At 71.4% G+C, this 20,850-nt stretch carries 18 protein-coding genes; 6 read left to right on the forward strand and 12 right to left on the reverse strand.

Going from position 1 to position 20,850, the window contains the following annotated elements; translation table 11 throughout:
* The first annotated feature begins 6 nt into the window (after positions 1-6).
* Both AB0J69_RS16400 and AB0J69_RS16405 read left to right on the forward strand, forming a co-directional pair.
* Entirely contained in the window at positions 7-969 is a 963-nt protein-coding gene (locus AB0J69_RS16400; protein ID WP_364117597.1) for an ABC transporter substrate-binding protein, read from the forward strand.
* A 98-nt stretch (positions 970-1,067) separates the two neighbouring features.
* Positions 1,068-2,282 carry a DUF1266 domain-containing protein gene (locus AB0J69_RS16405; protein ID WP_364117599.1) on the forward strand — a complete coding sequence of 405 codons (1,215 nt, stop codon included), beginning with the start codon at positions 1,068-1,070 and terminating at the stop codon, positions 2,280-2,282.
* A gap of 10 nt (positions 2,283-2,292) precedes the next feature.
* On the opposite strand, the gene AB0J69_RS16410 is transcribed toward AB0J69_RS16405, so the two are convergent.
* The 5 genes from AB0J69_RS16410 to AB0J69_RS16430 form a co-directional block, all read right to left on the reverse strand.
* Positions 2,293-2,559, reverse strand: a complete 267-nt coding sequence (locus AB0J69_RS16410) for a hypothetical protein (protein ID WP_364117601.1) — start codon at positions 2,557-2,559, stop codon at positions 2,293-2,295.
* A gap of 68 nt (positions 2,560-2,627) precedes the next feature.
* The gene (locus tag AB0J69_RS16415) at positions 2,628-3,479 is read right to left on the reverse strand and encodes a helix-turn-helix transcriptional regulator (protein ID WP_364117603.1); all 852 of its coding nucleotides are present in this window, start codon (positions 3,477-3,479) and stop codon (positions 2,628-2,630) included.
* Between the two features lie 57 nt (positions 3,480-3,536).
* On the reverse strand, positions 3,537-3,797 hold the full coding sequence (locus AB0J69_RS16420) for a hypothetical protein (RefSeq protein ID WP_364117605.1): 261 nt from the start codon (positions 3,795-3,797) through the stop codon (positions 3,537-3,539).
* A gap of 96 nt (positions 3,798-3,893) precedes the next feature.
* Positions 3,894-4,907 carry a phosphotransferase family protein gene (locus AB0J69_RS16425; RefSeq protein ID WP_364117607.1) on the reverse strand — a complete coding sequence of 338 codons (1,014 nt, stop codon included), beginning with the start codon at positions 4,905-4,907 and terminating at the stop codon, positions 3,894-3,896.
* A 62-nt stretch (positions 4,908-4,969) separates the two neighbouring features.
* Positions 4,970-5,776 carry a GNAT family N-acetyltransferase gene (locus tag AB0J69_RS16430; RefSeq protein ID WP_364117609.1) on the reverse strand — a complete coding sequence of 269 codons (807 nt, stop codon included), beginning with the start codon at positions 5,774-5,776 and terminating at the stop codon, positions 4,970-4,972.
* Between the two features lie 48 nt (positions 5,777-5,824).
* Here AB0J69_RS16430 and AB0J69_RS16435 point away from each other — a divergent pair, with 48 nt between their 5' ends.
* Positions 5,825-6,733 carry an ROK family protein gene (locus AB0J69_RS16435; protein WP_364117611.1) on the forward strand — a complete coding sequence of 303 codons (909 nt, stop codon included), beginning with the start codon at positions 5,825-5,827 and terminating at the stop codon, positions 6,731-6,733.
* Here the strand turns inward: AB0J69_RS16435 and AB0J69_RS16440 are convergent.
* From AB0J69_RS16440 to AB0J69_RS16465, 6 genes are all read right to left on the reverse strand, one after another.
* Complete coding sequence (locus AB0J69_RS16440; protein WP_364117613.1) at positions 6,689-8,380, reverse strand: acyclic terpene utilization AtuA family protein; 1,692 nt, start codon at positions 8,378-8,380, stop codon at positions 6,689-6,691. The two genes, AB0J69_RS16435 and AB0J69_RS16440, sit on opposite strands and share 45 nt — an antisense overlap.
* 2 nt (positions 8,381-8,382) lie before the next feature.
* A complete protein-coding gene (locus AB0J69_RS16445; RefSeq protein ID WP_364117615.1) occupies positions 8,383-9,162 on the reverse strand; it encodes an enoyl-CoA hydratase-related protein in 780 nt (259 codons plus the stop codon).
* On the reverse strand, positions 9,159-11,039 hold the full coding sequence (locus AB0J69_RS16450; protein ID WP_364117617.1) for a biotin carboxylase N-terminal domain-containing protein: 1,881 nt from the start codon (positions 11,037-11,039) through the stop codon (positions 9,159-9,161). Before AB0J69_RS16450 ends, AB0J69_RS16445 begins: the two co-directional genes overlap by 4 nt.
* Positions 11,036-12,571: a carboxyl transferase domain-containing protein gene (locus tag AB0J69_RS16455; protein ID WP_364117718.1), complete on the reverse strand. Its 1,536-nt coding sequence runs from the start codon at positions 12,569-12,571 to the stop codon at positions 11,036-11,038. Before AB0J69_RS16455 ends, AB0J69_RS16450 begins: the two co-directional genes overlap by 4 nt.
* Positions 12,572-12,720: 149 nt before the next feature.
* Positions 12,721-15,141, reverse strand: a complete 2,421-nt coding sequence (locus AB0J69_RS16460) for a protein kinase (protein WP_364117619.1) — start codon at positions 15,139-15,141, stop codon at positions 12,721-12,723.
* Positions 15,142-15,318: 177 nt separating this feature from the next.
* Positions 15,319-16,680 (reverse strand): FAD-linked oxidase C-terminal domain-containing protein, encoded by a 1,362-nt coding sequence (locus AB0J69_RS16465; protein ID WP_364117621.1) that lies wholly within the window; start codon positions 16,678-16,680, stop codon positions 15,319-15,321.
* Between the two features lie 192 nt (positions 16,681-16,872).
* On the opposite strand from AB0J69_RS16465, the gene AB0J69_RS16470 reads away from it, so the two are divergent.
* The gene (locus tag AB0J69_RS16470) at positions 16,873-17,433 is read left to right on the forward strand and encodes a hypothetical protein (protein WP_364117623.1); all 561 of its coding nucleotides are present in this window, start codon (positions 16,873-16,875) and stop codon (positions 17,431-17,433) included.
* A gap of 24 nt (positions 17,434-17,457) precedes the next feature.
* Here the strand turns inward: AB0J69_RS16470 and AB0J69_RS16475 are convergent, their stop codons facing one another.
* Positions 17,458-18,669, reverse strand: a complete 1,212-nt coding sequence (locus tag AB0J69_RS16475; RefSeq protein ID WP_364117625.1) for an aminotransferase class I/II-fold pyridoxal phosphate-dependent enzyme — start codon at positions 18,667-18,669, stop codon at positions 17,458-17,460.
* A 202-nt stretch (positions 18,670-18,871) separates the two neighbouring features.
* Here AB0J69_RS16475 and ctaD point away from each other — a divergent pair, with 202 nt between their 5' ends.
* Both ctaD and AB0J69_RS16485 read left to right on the forward strand, forming a co-directional pair.
* Entirely contained in the window at positions 18,872-20,575 is a 1,704-nt protein-coding gene (gene ctaD / locus AB0J69_RS16480) for a cytochrome c oxidase subunit I (protein WP_364117626.1), read from the forward strand.
* Positions 20,576-20,612: 37 nt separating this feature from the next.
* Complete coding sequence (locus AB0J69_RS16485; RefSeq protein ID WP_364117628.1) at positions 20,613-20,846, forward strand: hypothetical protein; 234 nt, start codon at positions 20,613-20,615, stop codon at positions 20,844-20,846.
* The last annotated feature ends 4 nt before the right edge of the window (positions 20,847-20,850 follow it).

The raw sequence follows: 20,850 nt of genomic DNA on the forward strand, positions 1-20,850 counted from the left end.
ACCACCATGCGCAAGGCCATGGCCGTTCTCGGAGGAGCGCTGTTGATGATCACCGCGTGCGGCGGTGACGGGGGTGGTGGTGGTTCCGGCCAGGTCAGGGTGGCGCTCGTGCAGGGGCTGGCGGGCGAGGAGTTCTACGAGACCATGGCGTGCGGGGCGCGGGCCAAGGCCAAGGAGCTGGGCGTGGCGCTGGACGTGCAGGGGCCGCAGAAGTTCGACCCCACGTTGCAGACGCCGATCGTGAACTCGGTCGTGGCGGGGCGGCCGGACGCCCTGCTCATCGCGCCGACCGACGTCAAGGCCATGATCGCGCCGCTGACCCAGGCCAAGCAGCAGAACATCAAGATCATCCTGGTGGACACGGTGGTCGAGGACCAGAGCATCGGCCTGTCGAGGATCAGCACCGACAACCTCAAGGGCGGCGCGGCGGCGGCCAAGGCGCTGTCGGAGCAGGTCGGGGGCAAGGGGAAGGTGCTGGTGATCTCCACCGATCCGGGGGTCAGCACCGTGGACGCGCGGATCAAGGGGTTCGAGGACGAGATCAAGGCGAGCCATCCGGGCATGTCCTCCCTTGGGGTTCAGTACTCGCACAACGACGTCGGTGAGGCGTCCAGGATCGTGAACGCGGCCCTGGCCAAGGATCCCGACCTGGCCGGCATCTTCGCCGCGAACCTCAACTCGGCCACCGGGGCGGGCTCGGCGCTCCAGCAGGCCGGCAAGCTCGGGCAGGTCAAGATGGTGGGCTTCGACGCGGGGCCGGCGCAGGTCAAGCAGCTCAAGGACGGCGTCGTGCAGGCGCTGATCGCGCAGCTCCCCGGGGACATCGGGGCGAAGGGGGTCGAGCAGGCGGTCGCGGCGGTGAAGGGGCAGCAGGTCACGCCGTCGATCCCGACCGAGGCCACGATCGTCACCGCGGACAACGTGGATCAGCCCGAGGTGCAGAAGGTGCTCTACAAGGCGGGCTGCTAGCGGCGGTGCCCGTGACCACCGGGTGAGGGGGAACGCCGGTAATCTACGGCGGCATGGGGACGGGGCATGATCTCACTACGGACCAGGGTGCACCACTCATGGGAGGAGCGGCGGCGCCCGCCCCTCCCTGGCGGGCACCCACCGAGATCGAACACCGCCTGTACGACGCCAAGGCGCACGGCGACTGGGCCGCGTACTTCGACGTCCTCGCCACCGCGAACCTCTATCACGCGATGACGCGCGCCCAGGCCGACGCGAAGCCCGGCTGGATCCGTTTCAACGCCGCCCACTGGGGCCCCCGGCACGGCGCCAAGTGCCTCGCGTTCTTCACCGACGGGATGCTCCCGGCGCCCGTGCCCGATCCGGTCTTCTTCCTGACCGATCTGGCGCAACTCGTGCAGGATTGGCCTCAGGACGACGAGTGGCTGGCCGTCAACCCCGGCACCCCCTGTGAGGCGTTCTTCCCCGCGACCGCCGCCCATCGGCAGACCTGGCGCCGGCACGCCGAGCGTGCGACGTATCCCCGCCGCAACCAGTTGCGGACCCTGTGGTCCGGAGGCCCGCTCCACGGCCCGGTGGCTCACGGGCTCGCCTGCGGGGCGCTCCTGTGCGTCAGCAACGGCTCCCTCTGGAACGCGATGGGCTGGCACGGCACCGGCTACGTCCGTGAGCGCAGGCGTCTGCGGGAGTGGTGGGACATCACCGGCCGGGAAGGGTGGCAGAGCGCGCAGGAGGCCCTGCTCGGCGGCCGGATGAGCAGCCCGGTCTGGGAGTTCGTGCTGGGCGTCCGCCGGACCCTGGCCCGCGACTTCGGCGGCGTGGTCGAGGTGGACCACTGGCGGAACGTGACCTCCCGCGTCCTCCGGAGCCGCCTGAGCGACGACACTCCCGGGCCCGCCCCTCTCGGCGACGCCGAGGCGGAGGCCCAGGTGGCCGGGGCGCAACGGCTCATCGGACGCATCACCCGATATGAGGCGCGGTTCCGTGCGGACGGGCTGCTCGCCGAGGGCAGGTTCGTCCAGTCGGTGGAGGCGTGGGACTACGGGCGGGCCTCGAAGATGGCCCGCTGGGGACTCGGCGCCCGCTACTGCAGCCTGGAGGAGGCCGAGCGGGCCGTGCTGCACGCCGGACGGGTCAGCCGGATCAACTACCGGTCCTGGGAGGACTTCTCGGCCGCCTACATCCTGGGGCGCTGCCTCCACTTCGACGAGGAGGAGTTCGGTGACTGGTACGGCGAGATGCTCGACGCCCATCGGATCCTGACGACCGACCCGAACAGCCCCTGGCTCAACATCCCCTTCAGGACACCGTGACGCCGCCCGCTCAGGCGGGCAGCGCGGCCAGGAGGAAGGCGAGGCGGGCGGCGGCGGACTCGACGTCCTCCGTGGTGCCCAGGCGGTAGCCCCACGACGTGATGAAGGCGCCCTCGTCGGAGCAGGTCACGGTCTCCGCGAGGGTGGCCGAGAAGCGATTGCGGACCGACACGTAGGCGGGGTCGCTCGACAGCGCGAGGCGATGGACCGACAGGTCAGCGTGACGACCCGCGTGCCACGCGAACCGCTCGAGGCAGAGCGCGGTATCAAGCATCATGCGTCACCTCCGCAACGTCTCGCACAGAATTGCACGATCTTGCGGTGGGAGGCAAGCAATTGCTGCGGTTAATGTGGAGTTTGTTTCCGGTATTCGTGAAGAATGTCGATGATGACCTCCCGGCCGGTTTCCTCGAACTCCGCCACCTTGGCGTAATCGTCGAAGGCTCGCACGTAGAAGGCGATGTCATCGGGGTCGCGCAGGATCAGGTCCTTCGTCATCGTGGCGACGGCCACCATGGCCTCGTTGTAGATCCAGAACCCGTTGATCGGGTTGGCCGGCAACTCCGTGCCGAACGGGATCACCCCGAACTCCACGTTCGGCAGCGTGCTCACCGCGAGCAGGCGGTCGAGCTGGCCGCGCATCACCTCGGGCGGCGCCAGGGCCGTACGCAACGCCGCCTCGGTCACCACGAACCTGAACGTCCGCGTCCGGTCGTACAGGATCTCCTGGCGCTGCATCCGCACCCGCACCGCCGCGTCGATCTGGTCGGCGGCGCTGTAGAGCCGCTTGACCTTGCGGAACACGTGCCTGGCGTATTCGGAGGTCTGCAGCAGGCCCACGATGATGCCCGGCTCGAAGACGCGGAAGAGCTTCGTACGCGCCTCCAGGTCGCGCACGTCCTCCTGGATCGCCGCCAGGCCGCTGCGGTGGCGCTGTTTCCAGTCGTCGTGCCGCTCCAGCAGCGCGATCGACTGCCTGATCAGTTCGTCGGTCGTGTCGGGCGAGGCGCCGACGGCCTGCGCCCACACGACCACATCATCCTCGGTAGCGGTCTGCCGGGCGTTCTCCAGGCGCGAGACCTTGGACGGCTGCCAGCGCAGCCGCTCGGCCAGCTCCTTGCCCGACAGGTGGGCGGCCTCGCGCAGCTGACGTAGCTGGCTGCCGAGGTCGATGCGCGCCTGCTGAAAGGACGTCACGCCGCAAGAGGCTAGACCTGCGAGAGCCGATCATGCCAGGGCCCGCCGCAATTGTGATCAACTGGTAGCCGTCGGTATTCCTCCGCCGGTCGGGTAAGCGTTTGCCGCGCCCTCGGGTAGGACACGGCGGGCGATTTCGGTGATGAGCTCGCGGGGCACTTCGACCGCGGTCTCGCCGTCGAGCACGTCGCGCAGGTCCGCCAGGGCCTCCGCGTCGGTGACCTGCAGACCTTGGACGACGATGGTGCCGCGGTCGGTCTCGTACAAGGTGGGGCAGGCGCCCGCCTCCGAGGTGGAGCCGAGGAACCGCATACGCATGACGATCCTTCCCCGAGAACAGATGCAATTGCGCGCAATTGTACGTCCCGGGGGTTGCGAGGAGATCGTTTTTCCGGAAATCGTGATGAGGGGCCGTCAGCCGAGTGAACCGTCCATGAACTCCCGTGCCCGCTCGAACAATCCCAAAGTCGTCGCGTGCAGAAGATCCCCGATGTCCCGCGGTGCCTTTCCGGCGAACGCCCGCGCGTGGGTGCCCTCGAGCACGATGCCGAGCTTGAAGCAGGCCATGACCGCGTACCAGTCGATCGCCGACAGGTCCCGCTCCGACAGCGCCGCGTAGTACGAGACGATCTCCTGCGGCGCCGGCAGTCCCGGCACGTGGGTGTTGTTGATGGTCCAGGTGGCCAGCAGCCAGCCGAGGTCGAGCAGCGGGTCGCCGACCGTGCACATCTCCCAGTCCACGATCGCGGCCACGCGCGGGCCGTCGCACGCGAACATGAGGTTGGAGAAGTGGTAGTCGCCGTGCATGACGCCCGGGGTGAACGCGCGGGGCAGGTGGCGGGCGAGCCAGTCGGCCGTCTCGGGCAGCCCGGGGATGTCGGGGCCGGGATAGCCGTCGAACTGCGCGTACGAGTCGAGCTCCTTCAGCCAGCGCGGCACCTGCCGCTCCAGGAACCCCTCGGGCCGGCCGAACCCCGGCAGCAGCCCCGGATCGACCCGCCCCAGCTCGGCCAGCGCCGCCGCGGCCTCCAGCCCCATCCGGTGCCTGATCGCCGGGTCGGAGGCGTGCGGCTCCGGCAGCCCCGTCGAAGGGTTGAACCCGGCCACCGGCTCCATCAGGTAGAACACCGGCTCCCGCTCGGTCTGCGCGGCCACCAGCCGGGGCGCGGCGACGGGCGTGTCGCGCAGCACCGCCAGCACCCGCGCCTCGCGGCGCAGCACCTCGTTGCTCTTCTGCCGGGTGTGCATGGGGGGCCGGCGCAGGATGTACGGGCGGCCGGCGCGCTCGAAGCGGACCATGACGTTCTGCGTGCCGCCCAGGACCGGCGCGGTGCCGCTGATCGGGCCCCCGGGCAGGCCCTGGTCGTCCATCCACGCGCCCAGCGCGTCGAAGTCGATGGCGCCGACGTCGATGTGGGTGGAGGTCATGTACCGCCCTTCGACAGAACGATATTCTGGTAGCCGACCCTATGAGAGCGCCGCGCGCACGGTCAACCCAGCGCCTGCATGTACGGCAGGAACTGGCAGGAGCGGTCGCCGGGCAGCTCGCCGCCGCGCACCATCATCGAGACCTGCCACGGGTTCCCGATGCCGTGCTCGCCCGCCCACCCGACCAGGCCGGCCTTGGCCAGGTCGAAATCCATGCGCACCTCGCCACCCGCGTGCAGCGCCAGGTCGCCGATCAGGGCGCGGGCGGTCTCCTCGTCCCTGGCCACGACCGGGCCGATGACCGTGTTGTCGTCGTTGCGCCAGCACTGGCCGAAGCCGCCCTCGGCGATGCGCACCTGCTCCCCGAAGCCGAACATCCGCCGCAGCGCCGCCGACCGGTCCGCGCCGAACAGCTCGGCGTCGAGCTCCAGGATCCGGCCGAGGTCCGCCTCCGTGGCCGGGCGGGTCCGGCCCGACGGCTCGCCCCTGAAGACGCCCGTGTGCTTGGCCGCCCGGCCGACGACACGGAAGCCGAGCCGCTCGTACAGGGGGCGGCCGTGCTCGGTGGCGTACAGCGAGACCGTGCGCCCGCCCGCCTGCTCCAGCGCGTGCTCCATGAGCCGCCGGGCCAGGCCCTGCCTGCCGAACCTGGAGGCGGTCAGGACCATGCTGATCACCGCGTGGTCGTCGCCGTAGCGGGTCAGGATGGTCGTGGCGGCCAGGCCGTCGCCGTCGGGGGCGTCGATACCGTACACCTCGCCGATCTCGAACAGCAGGCGCCACTTGTGCCGCTCGGGCAGCCAGCCGCGGTCCTTGGCCAGCCGGGAGCAGTCGTCGAGGTCGTCGAGGGCGAGGCGGCGTACGGTCATGCGTGTCCTTATGCGTGGCTGAGGCTCCTGCGGGTGGAGGATATCCGGATGGATTACGTGGCCGCGATTGATTTGGGCGGCACCACCATGAAAGGCGGATATATCGCCCGCGATGGGACAATCCTGGATTTTTACCGACGGCCCACACCGCGGGCCGAAGGCCCGGATCGGGTGATCGCCGCGGTCTCCGCCTTCGTCGCCGACCTCGCCCGGCCGCGCGGCGGCGCCCGGCCGCTGGCCGTGGGGCTGGCGGTGCCGGGGCTGGTCACGCCGACGCACGCCGTCTTCTCCGCCGCGTTCGGGTGGCGCGACGTGCCCGCCGCCGCGTTCACGGACGTGGACCTGCCGGTCGCGCTGGGACATGACGTGCGGTCGGCGGGAGAGGCTGAGCTGGCGTACGGGGCGGGCGGGGCGGACGTGCTGTACCTGCCCATCGGCACGGGGATCGCGGGCGCCGTCGTGCTGTCCGGGGCGCTGTACGGGGGTGCCGGCGGCTGGGCCGGGCAGATCGGGCACGTGCCGGTGCGGCCGGACGGATTGCCCTGCGGGTGCGGGCAGCGGGGTTGCCTGGCGGCGTACGCGTCCGGCTCGGCCGTCGCGGCGCGCTGCGGGGTGGCCTCGGCCGAGGAGGTGGTGCGGCTGGCCGCCTCGGGGGATCCCCGGGCCGTGGAGGTGTGGGGGGAGGCGGTGGAGGCGCTCGCTCTGGCGCTGGCGACGTACACGCTGGTGCTGGACCCCGCCGCCGTCGTGGTGGGCGGCGGGGTTTCGCTGGCGGGGGACGCGCTGATCGTGCCGCTGCGGGAGCGGCTGGCGGCGCGGCTCGGGTTCCGGCCGGCGCCCGAGGTGCGGGTGTCGGAGCTGGGGGTGCTCGCCGGGCTGCGGGGGGCCGGGCTGCTGGGGTGGCGGGCCGTGTCAGGGGAGGAGGGCCTCCGGGAGGTCCACGGGCCGGGCGCGTAGCTCCTCGCCCAGGGCCTTCGCCTGGGGGTCCATGCGCGGGCTGGCCGCCACGCCCCTGCCCAGGAGGCCGTGCACGACGAAGTTGAGCGCCTTGAGGTTGGGCAGGTCGTGGCGGTCGATGTGATGGTCCTTCAGCGCCGGGAGGAGCTGTTTGAGGGCGTCCGAGGTGAGGTGGGCGGCCAGCCAGTCGTAGCGGGCCCGGGTGTCGGTCCACACGCCGAGGTTGGCGTTGCCGCCCTTGTCGCCCGAGCGGGCCCCGGCGATGCGGCCCAGAGGGACGCGCACGACATCGCCCGCCGGGGCGGGAACGGTCTCCGGGGCGCCGGGGCCGGCCGCTCGGGCCCCGGGTACGGGCGCGCCGGTGGTGGCCGGGTCGGGGCCGGGGAGTTCGCGGCCGTTCAGGAACACCCGGGGGCGGACCTCCGAGGCGGGCACCAGGACCGGCCAGTACACCCCGTACGGGGAGGCGTCGCCCGGTGGCGTGAGGCCGTAGAAGCCCGGGTAGCTGGCCAGGCCCGTCTCCACCACGGCCGAGGAGAAGGCGCGGCCGGCCCGGCGCGGGTCGGCGTCCATCACCGTGATCCTGAGCAGGCCCGACTCCGTGAGCGTCACGTCCACCTGGTCGAACGACTCGCGGGGGATCCGCGCCCAGATCGCCTCCTCCGCCACCCGCGCCTTCTCCGCCACGTCCAGGCCGGTCAGCACGAGCGTCATCGTGTTCCGGTAGCCGCCCAGGTAGTTGACGGCCACCTTGAGCGTCTCCGGTGGCGGCTCGCCCCGCACGCCCGAGATCAGCACCCGGTCGGGCCCGTCGTCCGACAGCGTGATCGTGTCGAACCTGGCCACCACGTCGGGGCCCAGGTAGCGCGGGCCGCCCAGCTCGTACACGAGCTGCGCCGTGACCGTGCCGACCGAGACCAGCCCGCCCGTGCCGGGATGCTTGGTGATCACCGCCGAGCCGTCCGCGCGCAGCTCGGCGAGGGGGAAGCCGCAGTGTGCGAGGTCCGGTACGTCCTGGAAGAACGCGTAGTTGCCGCCCGTGGCCTGGCAGCCGCACTCGATGACGTGGCCCGCCACCACCGAGCCCGCCAGCGGGTCGAGGTCGTCCGGCCCCCACCCGTACCGCCAGATGCCGGGACCCGTCACCAGGGCCGCGTCCGTCACGCGGCCGGTCACCACCACGTCCGCGCCCGCCGACAGCGCGGCCGCGATCGGGCGGCCGCCGAGGTAGGCGTTCGCGGTCAGGGGCGTGGCCGTGAGGCGCTCGCCAGTGTCGGCGTTGACCAGGTCGAGCGGGCGGCCGGTGAGGTCGTCGCCGGTGACGTGGGCGACGGCGGGGGACAGGCCGAGGCGGGCGGCCAGCTCGTGCACGGCCTCCGCGCAGCCCTCCGGGTCCAGGCCGCCGGCATTGGTCACGATCTTGATGCCCCTGTCGAGGCAGGGGCCCAGGACGTCCTCCAGCTGGCGCAGGAACGTCGGGGCGTAACCGGGGCGGCCCTTGAGGCGGTTCCCCGCCAGGATGAGCATCGTCAGCTCGGCCAGCCAGTCCCCGGTCAGCACGTCGATCGGGCCGCCCTCGACCATCTCCTTGGCGGCGGAGAGGCGGTCACCGTAGAAGCCGCTGCAGTTCGCGACGCGCAGGACCATGATCAGACCTGCGGCGGGACCCACTTGGGCGGCCGCTTCTCCATGTAGGCCGCGATGCCCTCCTGGCCCTCCTCCGAGGTGAATCGCTCGGCCGACAGCTCGGTCATCCGCCGCAACCCCTCCTGGAACGACACCCCGGGAACCTCCCTGACCAGCCGCTTCGTGATCGCCAGGGCCTCCGGCCCGCCCTTCATCAGCATCCTGGCGTAGCGGGCGACGGTAGCGTCCAGCTCCTCCTCCGGCACGGCCTTCGACAGCAGCCCGATCTCCGCCGCCCGCGCGGCGTCGAACACCTCGCCGGTCAGGAAGTATTCGGCCGCCGCGCGGGCGCCCAGCCTCCTGAGCACCGGCACGGAGATCATGGCGGGGGCGACCCCGAGGCGTACTTCCGTGAACGCGAACGACGCCGTCAGCGGCGCGATCGCGAAGTCGCACGCGGCCACCAGCCCCAGCCCGCCCGCCCGCGCGGTGCCGTTGAGGCGGCAGATGACCGGCTTCGGGCTCTCCCAGAGCAGCTCCAGGACCTCCGGGAACGACGCCGTCACCGGCGCCCCCGGCCGGCCCTCCGAGGCGCGCTGCTCCTTGATGTCGGCCCCGGAGCAGAACACCGTGCCCGTGGCGGTCAGCACGATCACCCTGGCCTCCGGCTCGGCCAGCGCCCAGCCGAGCCGGTCGGCCAGCTCGCCGAGCAGGCGTACGGACAGGGCGTTGCGGTTGGGCGGCGAGTCGAGCGTGATCGTCGCGACGCCCCCCGCGAGGTCCTGGTGCACCAGGCTTGTCATCGGTCCCCCTCCTGGATGATCGCCAGCACGGCTCCCGCGTCGACCTGCTGGCCCTTCTCCACGTGTACGCCGGACACCACGCCGTCGGCCGGGGCGGTGATCCGGTGCTCCATCTTCATCGCCTCGAGGACGAGGACCGCCTGGCCCCTGGTCACCCGGTCGCCGGGCTCCACCTCGACCCGCAGCACGCTACCCGGCATGGGGGCGAGGAGGGAGCCGGGGGCGAGGTGTTCGGCGGGTTCGGGCAGGCGGGGGACCGGGGTCAGCTCCGCGCGGCCCTCGGCGTGGTCGACGTGGACCTTTCCGTCCGGGTAGGAGGCCACCTCGAACGTACGCCGGACGCCGTCGCGCTCCAGGACCACCGCGTACGGCTCCGCGCTGACGACCGAGACCCCGTCGGGGAGCGGGTCGTAGACCACCTCGGCCTCCACGAAGCAGGCGACGCGGGGCTGGGAGCGCACGTTGCGCCAGCCGGCGGGCAGGCCGGACAGGACCTGTGCGCGCCGGCGGTTGGCGGCGGCGGTGGCGAGCGCGGCCGCCAGCACGGCGAGCTCGTCGGGGGCTTCGGGGCCGGTTTCGGGGACGCTGCGGATGGGACCGCCGGGGTCGAGGAAACCGGTGTGCGTGTCGCCAGCCATGAAATCCCGATTTGTCAGGATTTTTAGCAGTAAGTCGCGGTTTGTCGTGAGGCCGTGGAGCTTCGCCCGCCGCAGCGCCGTCACCAGCTTCCGCACCGCCTCCGCCCGCGTCGAGCCGTGCGCCACGATCTTGGCCAGCATCGCGTCGTAGTGCGGCGACACGACCGACCCGGACTCCACCCCCGAATCCACGCGCACGTCACCCGGGATCTCGAACCGCCGCAACACCCCCGTCTGCGGCAGATGCTCCCCGTCCTCCGCGTACAGCCGCGCCTCGACCGCCCACCCGGCGGGCGCGGGCGGGTCCGGCGGCAGCGCCGCGCCCTCGGCCACCTCCAGCTGCAGGCGTACGAGGTCGACGCCGTGGACCAGCTCGGTGACCGGGTGCTCGACCTGGAGCCGGGTGTTCATCTCCAGGAACGCCACCCGCTCCCCCTTGACCAGGAACTCCACCGTCCCGGCCCCGACATAGCCGATCTTCCGGGCGGCCCGGACGGCGGCGTCGTACAGCACCGACCGCGTCCCGTCCGAGATCCCCGGCGAGGGGCACTCCTCGACCACCTTCTGGTGCCGCCGCTGCACGCTGCACTCGCGCTCGCCCAGCGCCCACACGGCCCCGTGCCGGTCGGCCAGCACCTGGACCTCCACGTGCCTGGCGCCCTCCAGCAGCGGCTCCGCGAACACCGTGCCGTCGCCGAAGGCCGTCTCCGCCTCCCGCCGCGCCGACTCCACCTCGCGCGCCAGCTCCCCGGGCCCGCGCACCACGCGCATCCCCCGCCCGCCCCCGCCCGCGGACGCCTTCACCAGCAGCGGGAACTCCCCGGGATCGGACAGGTCGAGCGAGGGCAGCACGGGCACGCCGGCCTCCGCCATCAGCCGCTTCGCCCCGACCTTGGCGCCCATGGCGGCGATGGCCTCGGGCGGCGGCCCGACCCACACCAGGCCGGCCGCCAGCACGGCCCGCGCGAAGTCCGCGTTCTCGGACAGGAAGCCGTAGCCGGGATGCACGGCGTCCGCACCGCTCGCCCGGCAGGCCGCCAGGACGCGCTCGACGTCCAGGTAGGTGTCGGCGGGGCGGGCGCCGGGCAGGCGCACCGCCAGGTCGGCCTCGGTCACGTGCGGCGCGCCGGCGTCGGGGTCGGAGAACACGGCGACCGTCGAGATGCCGAGCGACCGGCACGTACGGAAGACGCGGCGGGCGATCTCGCCCCGGTTCGCGACGAGCAGGCGGGTGATCACGGCCGGAACACCCCGAATCCCGCCGCCTCGGGAACCGGCGCGCTGTTGATCGCCGACAGGCACATGCCCAGCACCGTACGGGTGTCGCGCGGATCGATGACCCCGTCGTCGTACAGTCGGCCCGACAGGAAGAACGCCAGCGACTCGGCCTCGATCTGGGCCTCCACCATCGCCCGCATGGCCGCGTCCGCCTCCTCGTCGTACACCTGCCCCCTCGCCTGCGCCGACGCCCGCCCCACGATGGACAGCACCCCGGCGAGCTGTGCCGGCCCCATCACCGCCGACTTGGCGCTCGGCCAGCTGAACAGGAAGCGGGGATCGTACGCGCGGCCGCACATGCCGTAGTTGCCCGCGCCGTACGAGGCCCCCATGACCACCGTCAGATGCGGCACGGTCGAGTTGGACACCGCGTTGATCATCATGGCGCCGTGCTTGATGATGCCGCTCTGCTCGTAGTCCTTGCCGACCATGTAGCCGGTCGTGTTCTGCAGGAACACCAGCGGCGTGCGCGACTGGTTCGCGAGCTGGATGAACTGCGTGGCCTTCTGCGACTCCGCGCTGAACAGCACCCCGCGGGCGTTGGCCAGCACCCCCACCGGATAGCCGTGGATCCGCGCCCACCCCGTCACCAGCGAGGCCCCGTAGACCGGCTTGAACTCCTCGAACTCGCTCCCGTCCACCACCCGCGCGATCACCTCCCGCGGGTCGAACGGCACCTTGAGATCCTCCGGCACGATCCCGAGCAGCTCGTCGGCCGGATACGCCGGCTCCCGCACCTCCGGCTCCGGCGGCCGGCCCAGCTTGCGCCAGCCGAGCGAGGCGATGATCCGCCGCCCGATCCGCAGCGCGTCGTGCTCGTCCTCGGCCAGGTAGTCGGCCAGGCCGCTGACCCTGGCGTGCATCTCCGCGCCGCCCAGCGACTCGTCGTCCGACTCCTCCCCGGTCGCCATCCTGACCAGCGGCGGGCCGCCCAGGAACACCTTGGCCCGATCCCGCACCATCACCACGTAGTCGCTCATCCCGGGCACGTAGGCCCCGCCCGCCGTGGAGTTGCCGAACACCAGCGCCACCGTCGGGACCCCCGCCGCCGACAGCCTGGTCAGGTCCCGGAAGATCTGCCCGCCCGGGATGAAGATCTCCTTCTGCGTCGGCAGGTCCGCGCCGCCGCTCTCGACCAGGTTCACGTACGGGAGCCGGTTGCGCAGGGCGATGTCGGACGCGCGCAGGGACTTCCGCAGCGACCACGGGTTGGAGGCGCCGCCGCGGACCGTTGGGTCGTTCGCCGTGATCACGCACTCGACGCCCTCGATCACCCCGATCCCGGACACCACGCTCGCCCCCACGGGGAAATCGCTGCCCCAGGCCGCCAGCGGCGACAGCTCCAGAAAGGGGGAGTCGGGGTCGACCAGCAGCTCGATCCGCTCCCTGGCCAGCAGCTTGCCGCGGGCGCGATGGCGCTCGACGTATTTCGCACCGCCCCCGGCCACCGCCTTGGCGTGCTCGGCGGCCAGCTCGGCCAGCTTGGCCAGCATCGCCTCACGGCGCAGCCGGTAGTCGTCGCTCCCGGTGTCGAGCCTGCTCCTGATCACGTCAGCACGCTAGCGCAGCGCGGGGCTCCCGGCACAGAGCGAGCCGCCGCCCTTGTACGGGGCGGCGGCTCGCTCGCGGACCGGGGTGACGGTCAGCTGCAGTGGCTCCAGCCGGACTTCCAGGAGTACGGGCCCCACGAGCCGCCCCAGATCACACATTTCTTGACGGCGGACAGGCGCACCGGGCCGGCGTACGCCGTGAAGCTGCCCGGGTTGCTTCCGCTGGCACCCCCCTTGACCTGGAGGATCGCGTTCATCTTCGCCTTGCCGGGATACACGAGGCGCGACATGGTGACCACGCAGTTCTTGCCCGCGCTGCCGTTCCAGAGCAAGTAGATCGTGGCGCTGGTGCCCAGCGCGCGCGAGTCGACGACCTTGTAACCGGAGCCGCACACGGAGGTCGCCTTGTACGGGTTTGGCTTCGGTGGTGTCGACGTCGGCTTGGTGGTGGGCTTGGTGGTGGGTTTCGGCGCGCCAGCAGTTACGGTCGAGGTGGGACCGGATGTGGGCTTGCTCGTCGGCTCCGCGTCCGGCTCGACCAGGGTCTGCTTCTTCTTGCTCTTCGTCGGGCTGGGCGTGGGGTCGGGCCGCTTGGTGGTGGTCTGGGGCCTGGGAGCGTCCGTGGCCGGGTTGGGCACCTGGGCGACGGGCTCCTCGGTCGGTTTCTTGACCTTCTTGGTCTCTTCCGGCTCGATGTCCAGCGTCGGGACCGTGAGGGATTCCTCCGGCGTCGGCAGCACCGGGTCCGCGGTCTGCCCAGGGTCGGTGCTCACGGGGGGCTCGTCCGGCTGGCCGCCGCCCGAACCGCCGCCGTCCGTGTTGTTGGAGGAGTTGCCCACGGCCACCACCGGGACCTCCTGGCTGTTCGCCTGGACGACGACGGCACCGGCGACCACGAGCAGGGCCGCGGCGGCGGCTCCGGACAGGGCGAGCGTCAGGGTACGGCGCTGCTTGGCGGGCACCCCGTCACCCGGTCGCGCCGCTCCGCCCGCGCCCGGCCTCCCGGGACCGCCCGGCCCGCCACCGGCAGCGCCGGGTCCTCCCTGTTGGAGGGGCCGGCCTGGAGCGCCGGAGCCGTGCGGGGGCATCCCGGACGCCGCGGCCTGGAGACCGCCGTTGGGGCCGCCCTGCATGGCGGGGCCACCCTGGGCAGGGGAAGCCGGGCCATGGGCGGAGGGGCCGCCCTGAGCGGCTCCGGGCGGCATCTGGGCGCCCGCCTGAGGGCCTCCGGGCATCCCGGGCCCGGGATGGGGTGCGCCGCCGGGCTGCTGCGATCCGAACGGCATCCCGGCCTGAGGTGTCCCGGCAGGAGGGCCGCCCTGAGGGTTTCCGGTCTGTGGGCCGCCATGGGGCGGGGGTGTCTGCGGTGCGCCGGCCTGACCGGGGGCGCCTTGGCCCTGACCGGGGCCGACCTGACCGGGAGCGCCCTGACCGGGGCCGCCGTGGGGCGGGGTGCCGGCGGCGGCGGGGGTCTGTGCGGCCGCCGCGGCGGCCGGGTGGCCGTAGTCGCCGGTCTGCGGCGGGGTGCCCACGGGGTGGGGGCCGGTCGGCTGGGTCCAGGGGCCGGGGTAGTTGTCCTGGCCTGCGGGTGTGGTCCCCGGCTTGCCGCCGGGGCCGTTCGCGGCAGCAGCGGCGGCCGCGGCCGCGGCCGCCGCCTGGGCGACGTTCTGGCCCGTTACCGGCTCGACGGCCGCCTTCGGGGCCGGCTGGCCGGTGAGGTGGACGATGAGCTCGTTGGCGCTGGGCCGCTGCGCCGGGTCCTTCGACAGGCAGGCGGCCACCAGGTCGCCCAGCAGCCCCTCCATCTTCCCGAGCTCCGGCTCCTCGTTCAGGATCCGGTTCATCACCACGGGAATGGAGTCGGCGCCGAACGCGGGCTTCCCGGTCGCCGCGAACACCATCGTGACGCCCCACGCGAACACGTCGGCCGCCTCCGACACCGCGGCCCCGCTGAGCTGCTCGGGCGCCAGGTACGAGGGCGTCCCCATGGCCATCCCTGTGGCGGTCGCGCCGGGGGAGTCGAGGGCGCGGGCGATGCCGAAGTCGATCACGACGGGACCCTCGGGCCCCATCAGCACGTTGGCGGGCTTGAAGTCGCGATGCAGGATCCCCGCCCGGTGGATGGCCGCGAGCGCGGTGGCCGTACTGATCGCCAGGCGTTCCAGGGCGGCGCCCCGCCGCGGCCCCTCGTTGATCACCATCTCGCGCAGCGAGGGGCCGGGGACGTACTCGCTGACGATGTACGGCCGGCTCCCCTCGAGGTCGGCGTGCAGCACGGGAGCGGTGCAGAACCGGGCCACCCGCTGCGCCACCGCCACCTCGCGCAGGAACCGCGTCCTGGCGTCGGCGTCCGCCACCAGGGCGTTGTGCAGCAGCTTGACCGCGACCTGTTCGCCGGAGTCGCTCTTGCCCAGATAAACAACGCCCTGGCCGCCCTCGCCGAGCCGGGCGACGATGTCATACGTCCCCAGCCGTCGCGGATCGTCCGCCGCCAACGGCTGGAACTGATTCACGTCGGACCCCCATCACAACCCAACAGATGTGGCAAAACGCTACCAGCGAGACCCTTGAGGCGTCTGCCGGACCTGTCAGAAGTTTCGCGTTTTGACGGATGAAGTCAGTGTTTCGTCGCAGGTCGTGTGCATCTTGGAACCCAAGGTCACGGCTTGGTGACGGGAAGATCGCGCCTTTCAGATCGCCTTACCGGGGTTGAGGATGCCGAGGGGGTCGAAGACGGCCTTGATCCCGCGCTGGACCTCGGTCCCCACCGGCCCGGACTCCAGCGCCAGCCAGCGCTGCTTCAGCAGGCCCACGCCGTGCTCCCCGGTGAGCGTGCCGCCGAACTCCAGCGCCTTCGTGAACACCTCGTCCGCCGCGGCCCACACCTCCGGGGGCGGTTCCACGGTGCCGTGCTCGAAGATGAAGACCGGGTGCAGGTTGCCGTCCCCGGCGTGCGCCACCGTGGCGATCCGCACGCCGTGCCGCACCGCCGCCGCCTCGATCGCGGTGATCATGTCGGGCAGCACGGAACGCGGCACGCACACGTCCTCGACCAGGCACGCGCCCTGGCGCTCCTTGGCCCCGTACGCCAGCCGCCGCAGCCCGATGAGCTCCTCGGCCTCCTGCGGGCTGGAGGACACGGCCACGAAGGAGGAGCCGTTCTCGGTGCAGATCCGCTCCATGCGCTCGACCGCGGCCTGGCTGTCGGCCGCGTCGGACTGCCCGATCAGCATGGCCTGCGTCGTGCTCTCCAGCCCGATGTTGCGCCAGTCGTCGATGGCCTCCAGCGTGGCCCGGTCGAGCAGCTCCATGAGCGACGGCTGGCAGCCGGCCGCCATGATCGCCGACACGGCCGCCCCCGCGTCCCGCAGCGAGCCGAACTCGGCCGCGAACGTCGCCGGCGGCGCGGCGGGCGCGCGGCGCAGCCGCACCGTGGCGGCGGTGATCACGCCGAGCGTGCCCTCCGAGCCGACGAACAGGCCGGTCAGGTCGTAGCCCGTGACGCCCTTCATCGTGCGCCGGCCGGTGTTCAGGATCCGGCCGTCGGCCAGCACGACTTCGAGGCCGAGTGCCGAGTCCCTGGTCACGCCGTACTTCACGCAGCGGAGCCCGCCGGCGTTGGTGGCCAGGTTGCCGCCGATGGTGGAGATCTCGTACGAGGACGGGTCCGGCGCGTACATCAGCCCGTGCTCCCTGGCGGCCCGGTCCAGGTCGGCGGTGATGACGCCGGGCTCGACGACGGCGATCTCGTCGGCGGGGGAGAGCTCCCGGATCGCGGTCATCCGCGCCAGCGACAGGACGACCGAGCCGTCACCGGCGACGGAGGCGCCCGCCAGGCCGGTGCCGGCGCCGCGCGGCACCACCGGCACGCGGTGCTCGGTGGCCCACTTCATGGTGGTCACCACGTCGTCGCGGGAGGCCGCCAGCACCACGCCGAGCGGCTTGCCGGGTTCGAGGAACGTGCGGTCGCGGGCGTAGGAGTCGATCACGTCCGGGTCGGTCACGACCCGGGCTTCGGACAGGGAGTTCACCAAGGCATCAATCGGTCTCACGCTATGCAGATTAGGCGCTGGACTCCGCTGCCTGCGGTTCCCGGCTGAACGCCGGCAACCGGAGGCGCTGGACTCCGCTGCTTCCGGTTCCGGCTGACCGCCGGCACCTGGAGAGGCGCTGAGCTTCGGTGCCTGCGGTTTGCGCAGTGGGTTCCTTAAGGCCAGACTGCCCGGGTGGAAGTCAGGTGCCCGGTGTGTTCGGAGACTGACCAGGTTGTCGCGGTCCCCGGAGCGGTCGCCGCCGGGACCACGTACAAGATCGGGCGGGTCAGATTACCGGGCACGCGCGAGGTCGCCGATCTGCCCACCGCGGCGTCGCTGGGCGCGTCGAAGCACGTCATGAGCCGCACGCAGCTCGCGGTCTGGCTGTCGTTCCCCAGCCGCCACTACACGGCGTGGACCAGGAACCAGGGCTACGTCCTGCTCCTGGTGGCGGCCCTGGTGCACCTGGTCGTGTCGCTGGTGATCGCGATGGGGCAGGAGCCGCAGTGGGGCGAGGTGCTGCTCGCCCCGTTCTGCCTGACGGGCCTGTTCTGGGGGCTCGGGCTGCTGAACGTGCTCGGCTCGTACGGCGCCCGCAAGCGTGACACGCAGGAGGCCCCGGCCAGGGAGAAGGCCCTGGCCGTCTGGGAGCGCCTCTATTACTGCGCCCGCGACAACGTGGCGTTCGAGCCGGGGGTCGGCGTCTCGTTCCACCCGAGCGAGACGCGCGAGTACATCTTCGGCTTCAGGAACGGCGGCGGCCCCCGCTGAGCGGGGGCCGGCTCACCTCAAGGGTCAGCCCCGCTCCTCCGCCACCAGCCGGACGCAGACGGCCAGGCCGTTGATGGCCTGCTCCAGCTCGTCCAGCTCGGGGAAGGTGGGCGCGATCCTGATCGTGCGGTCGTCCGGGTCCTGCCCGTACGGGTGCGTGGCGCCGGCCGGCGTCAGCGCGATGCCGGCCGCCTTGGCCCGGGCCACCACCTCGGCGGCGTGCGGCACCTCCAGGCTGATGAAGTAGCCGCCCTTGGGGCTGGTCCAGGTGGCCAGGTCGCCGAGCCGCTCGGTCAGCACCTTGTCCACCAGCTCGAACTTCGGGCCGATCAGCTCGGCGTGCCGCCGCATGTGCGCGGCCACGCCGTCGGCGTCGCGCAGGAACTCCACGTGGCGCAGCTGGTTGATCTTGTCGGGGCCGATGGACTGCTTCGAGGTGTTGTGCAGGAACCACTCGACGTTGGCGGGCGAGCCGCCGAAGAACGACACGCCGGAGCCGGCCAGCGTCACCTTGGAGGTGGAGGCGTAGACGAACACGCGGTCGGCGTTGCCCTGCTCGGCGCTGAGCGCCAGCAGGTCGGCCAGCTCGTCGGGGGTGTCGGTGAGGTGGTGCACCGCGTACGCGTTGTCCCAGAAGATCCGGAAGTCCGGCGCGGCCGTCGTCATGGCGGCGAGCCTGCGGACGGTCTCGTCGCTGTAGGTGACGCCGGACGGGTTGCTGTACTTCGGCACGCACCACATGCCCTTGACGCTCGCGTCGGCGGCGACCAGGCGCTCGACGACGTCCATGTCGGGGCCGCCGGCGTTCATCGGGACGGGGACCATCTTGATCCCGAACCGCTGGCAGATGGTGAAGTGCCGGTCATAGCCGGGGACCGGGCACAGGAACGTGATCTCCGGCTCCTCGATCCACCGGCGCGCGGCGCCCGGCACCGGGGTGAGCAGCGCGTGCACCACGGTGTCGTGCATGAGGGCCAGGCTGGCGTTGCCCCCGACGACGAGCTGCCCCGCCGGGACCTGCAGCAGCGGCGCGAACAACGCGCGCAGCTCGGCCAGGCCCTGCAGGTTGCCGTAGTTGCGCCCGTCGGTGCCGTCGGCCGTCTTGTACGACGCGGGCAGCCTGAGCAGGTCGTCGGAGAGATCGAGCTGGCGCGGTGACGGCTTGCCCCTGGTCAGGTCGAGCGAGAGCCCTCGCTGGACGAGGTCGGCGTAGTCACTCTGTGCGGTCACGATCATCTCCTCCGAGTCGGTCCGGTAACGAAGGATAGAAGATGTCACCAGGTGGGCCGGTAAGTATCCGCAATATGGACGGCCGCCGGAACGATCAGTCGCCAAAGCTTTCGGCGGCGAATAACAAAGAACGACTTCCCGAGCGGCGATCGTTGGCGTGGAATGGGTAGATCGGGGCAGGCAAAACTCCGCTCTGGAGGGAGCAGCCGTGACGACCGTTCGAGAGACCTCGATCGATCAGGTCAGGCGCCGTCGCACCGGGACCGTCATCGCCTCCTGGATGTCGACGACCGATCACAAGGTCATCGGGTACCTCTACCTGATCACCTCGTTCGGGTTCTTCCTGGCCGCCGGCATCATGGCCATGGTCATCAGAGCTGAGCTCGTCTCCCCGGGCATGCAGCTCGTCACCCAGCAGCAGTACAACCAGCTCTTCACCATCCACGGCACGGTGATGCTGCTGCTGTTCGCCACCCCGCTGTTCGCCGGGTTCGCGAACGTGGTCATGCCGCTCCAGATCGGCGCGCCCGACGTGGCGTTCCCGCGGCTGAACGCGGTGGCGTACTGGCTGTTCCTGTTCGGCGGGCTGATGGTGGTGGCCGGCTTCTTCACGCCGGGGGGCGCGGCCGACTTCGGCTGGTTCGCGTACACGCCACTGTCGTCCTCGGTGTACTCGCCGCAGGTCGGCGCGGACCTGTGGATCATGGGCCTGGCGCTGTCCGGCCTCGGTACGATCCTCGGCGCCGTCAACTTCATCACCACGATCATCGGCATGCGGGCGCCGGGCATGACCATGTTCCGGATGCCGCTGTTCACCTGGAACGTGCTGCTGACCAGCATGCTCGTGCTGATGGCCTTCCCCGTGCTGGCCGCGGCGCTGCTGGTGCTGGAGTCGGACCGCAAGCTGGGCACGCAGGTCTTCCTCAGCGACAACGGCGGGCCGCTGATCTGGCAGCACCTGTTCTGGTTCTTCGGCCATCCCGAGGTCTACATCATCGCGCTGCCCTTCTTCGGGATCATCACCGAGGTGATCCCGGTCTTCAGCCGCAAGCCGATCTTCGGCTACATGGGGCTGGTCGGCGCCACGATCGCGATCGCGGGGCTGTCGATGACGGTCTGGGCGCACCACATGTTCCCGACCGGCCAGGTGCTGCTGCCGTTCTTCTCGTTCATGACGTTCCTCATCGCCGTCCCGACCGGGGTGAAGTTCTTCAACTGGATCGGCACGATGTGGCGGGGCCATCTGAGCTTCGAGTCGCCGATGTTGTTCTCGGTGGGTTTCCTGGTGACGTTCCTGCTGGGCGGTCTGACGGGGGTCATCCTGGCCTCGCCGCCGCTCGACTTCCACATCAGCGACACCTACTTCGTCGTGGCCCACTTCCACTACGTGGTCTTCGGCACCGTCGTGTTCGCCATGTTCGCCGGGTTCTACTTCTGGTGGCCGAAGATGACCGGCCGGATGCTCGACGACCGGCTGGGCAAGGTGCACTTCTGGACGCTGTTCATCGGCTTCCACACCACCTTCCTCATCCAGCACGTGCTCGGGCAGCTCGGCATGCCGAGGCGCTATGCCGACTACGGCGTGGCCGACGGTTTCACCACGCTCAACCAGGTCTCCTCCGTCGGCGCGTTCCTGCTGGGCGCCTCGACGCTGCCCTTCCTCTACAACGTCTGGAAGACGGCCAGGCGCGCGCCCAAGGTCACGCTCGACGACCCGTGGGGCTACGGCAACTCCCTGGAGTGGGCCACGAGCTGCCCGCCGCCGCGCCACAACTTCACCAGCATGCCCCCCATCCGCTCCGAGCGCCCCGCCTTCGACCTGCACTACCCCCGGGAGGAGACGGACAAGTCTCCCGAGGTGGAGGAGGGCGAGACCCCCGAGGTGCCGCCGCGCCACGACGCACCCGGCTGACCCCCCATGATGTTTCGCCCATCTAAGGAGATCGGCGATGACAGGCACGAAGATCCCCTTCGACCCCGAGACGGCCCCCTGCGGGAAGAGGTCCGGCGGTGAACGCCTCGTCGACGATGACGGCTATGGGCTGGTGATCCGCGACCAGTTCTTCGCGTGCGGCTGCCGCCGGATCCGCCACGAGTACCACGACGGAAGCATCCACCTGTCCGCCGTCCGCCACGACGGCAAACGGGTGAAGGACCCGATAGAGCCGGACCATGGGAAGTGACGTA

Source organism: Nonomuraea sp. NPDC049709 (genome assembly GCF_040674815.1).
Taxonomy (GTDB): Bacteria; Actinomycetota; Actinomycetes; order Streptosporangiales; family Streptosporangiaceae; genus Nonomuraea.

Bases quoted from the DNA above. Each gene is read 5' to 3' on its own strand.
- AB0J69_RS16430 (WP_364117609.1), bottom strand. From the start codon at position 5,776: ATGACCGTACGCCGCCTCGCCCTCGACGACCTCGACGACTGCTCCCGG.
- AB0J69_RS16440 (WP_364117613.1), bottom strand. From the start codon at position 8,380: ATGGTCCTGCGCGTCGCGAACTGCAGCGGCTTCTACGGTGACCGCCTC.
- AB0J69_RS16425 (WP_364117607.1), bottom strand. From the start codon at position 4,907: ATGACCTCCACCCACATCGACGTCGGCGCCATCGACTTCGACGCGCTG.
- AB0J69_RS16410 (WP_364117601.1), bottom strand. From the start codon at position 2,559: ATGATGCTTGATACCGCGCTCTGCCTCGAGCGGTTCGCGTGGCACGCG.
- AB0J69_RS16420 (WP_364117605.1), bottom strand. From the start codon at position 3,797: ATGCGTATGCGGTTCCTCGGCTCCACCTCGGAGGCGGGCGCCTGCCCC.
- AB0J69_RS16475 (WP_364117625.1), bottom strand. From the start codon at position 18,669: ATGATCGTGACCGCACAGAGTGACTACGCCGACCTCGTCCAGCGAGGG.
- AB0J69_RS16445 (WP_364117615.1), bottom strand. From the start codon at position 9,162: ATGACAAGCCTGGTGCACCAGGACCTCGCGGGGGGCGTCGCGACGATC.
- AB0J69_RS16405 (WP_364117599.1), top strand. From the start codon at position 1,068: ATGGGAGGAGCGGCGGCGCCCGCCCCTCCCTGGCGGGCACCCACCGAG.
- AB0J69_RS16400 (WP_364117597.1), top strand. From the start codon at position 7: ATGCGCAAGGCCATGGCCGTTCTCGGAGGAGCGCTGTTGATGATCACC.
- AB0J69_RS16435 (WP_364117611.1), top strand. From the start codon at position 5,825: ATGGATTACGTGGCCGCGATTGATTTGGGCGGCACCACCATGAAAGGC.
- AB0J69_RS16455 (WP_364117718.1), bottom strand. From the start codon at position 12,571: ATGCTGGCCAAGCTGGCCGAGCTGGCCGCCGAGCACGCCAAGGCGGTG.
- AB0J69_RS16485 (WP_364117628.1), top strand. From the start codon at position 20,613: ATGACAGGCACGAAGATCCCCTTCGACCCCGAGACGGCCCCCTGCGGG.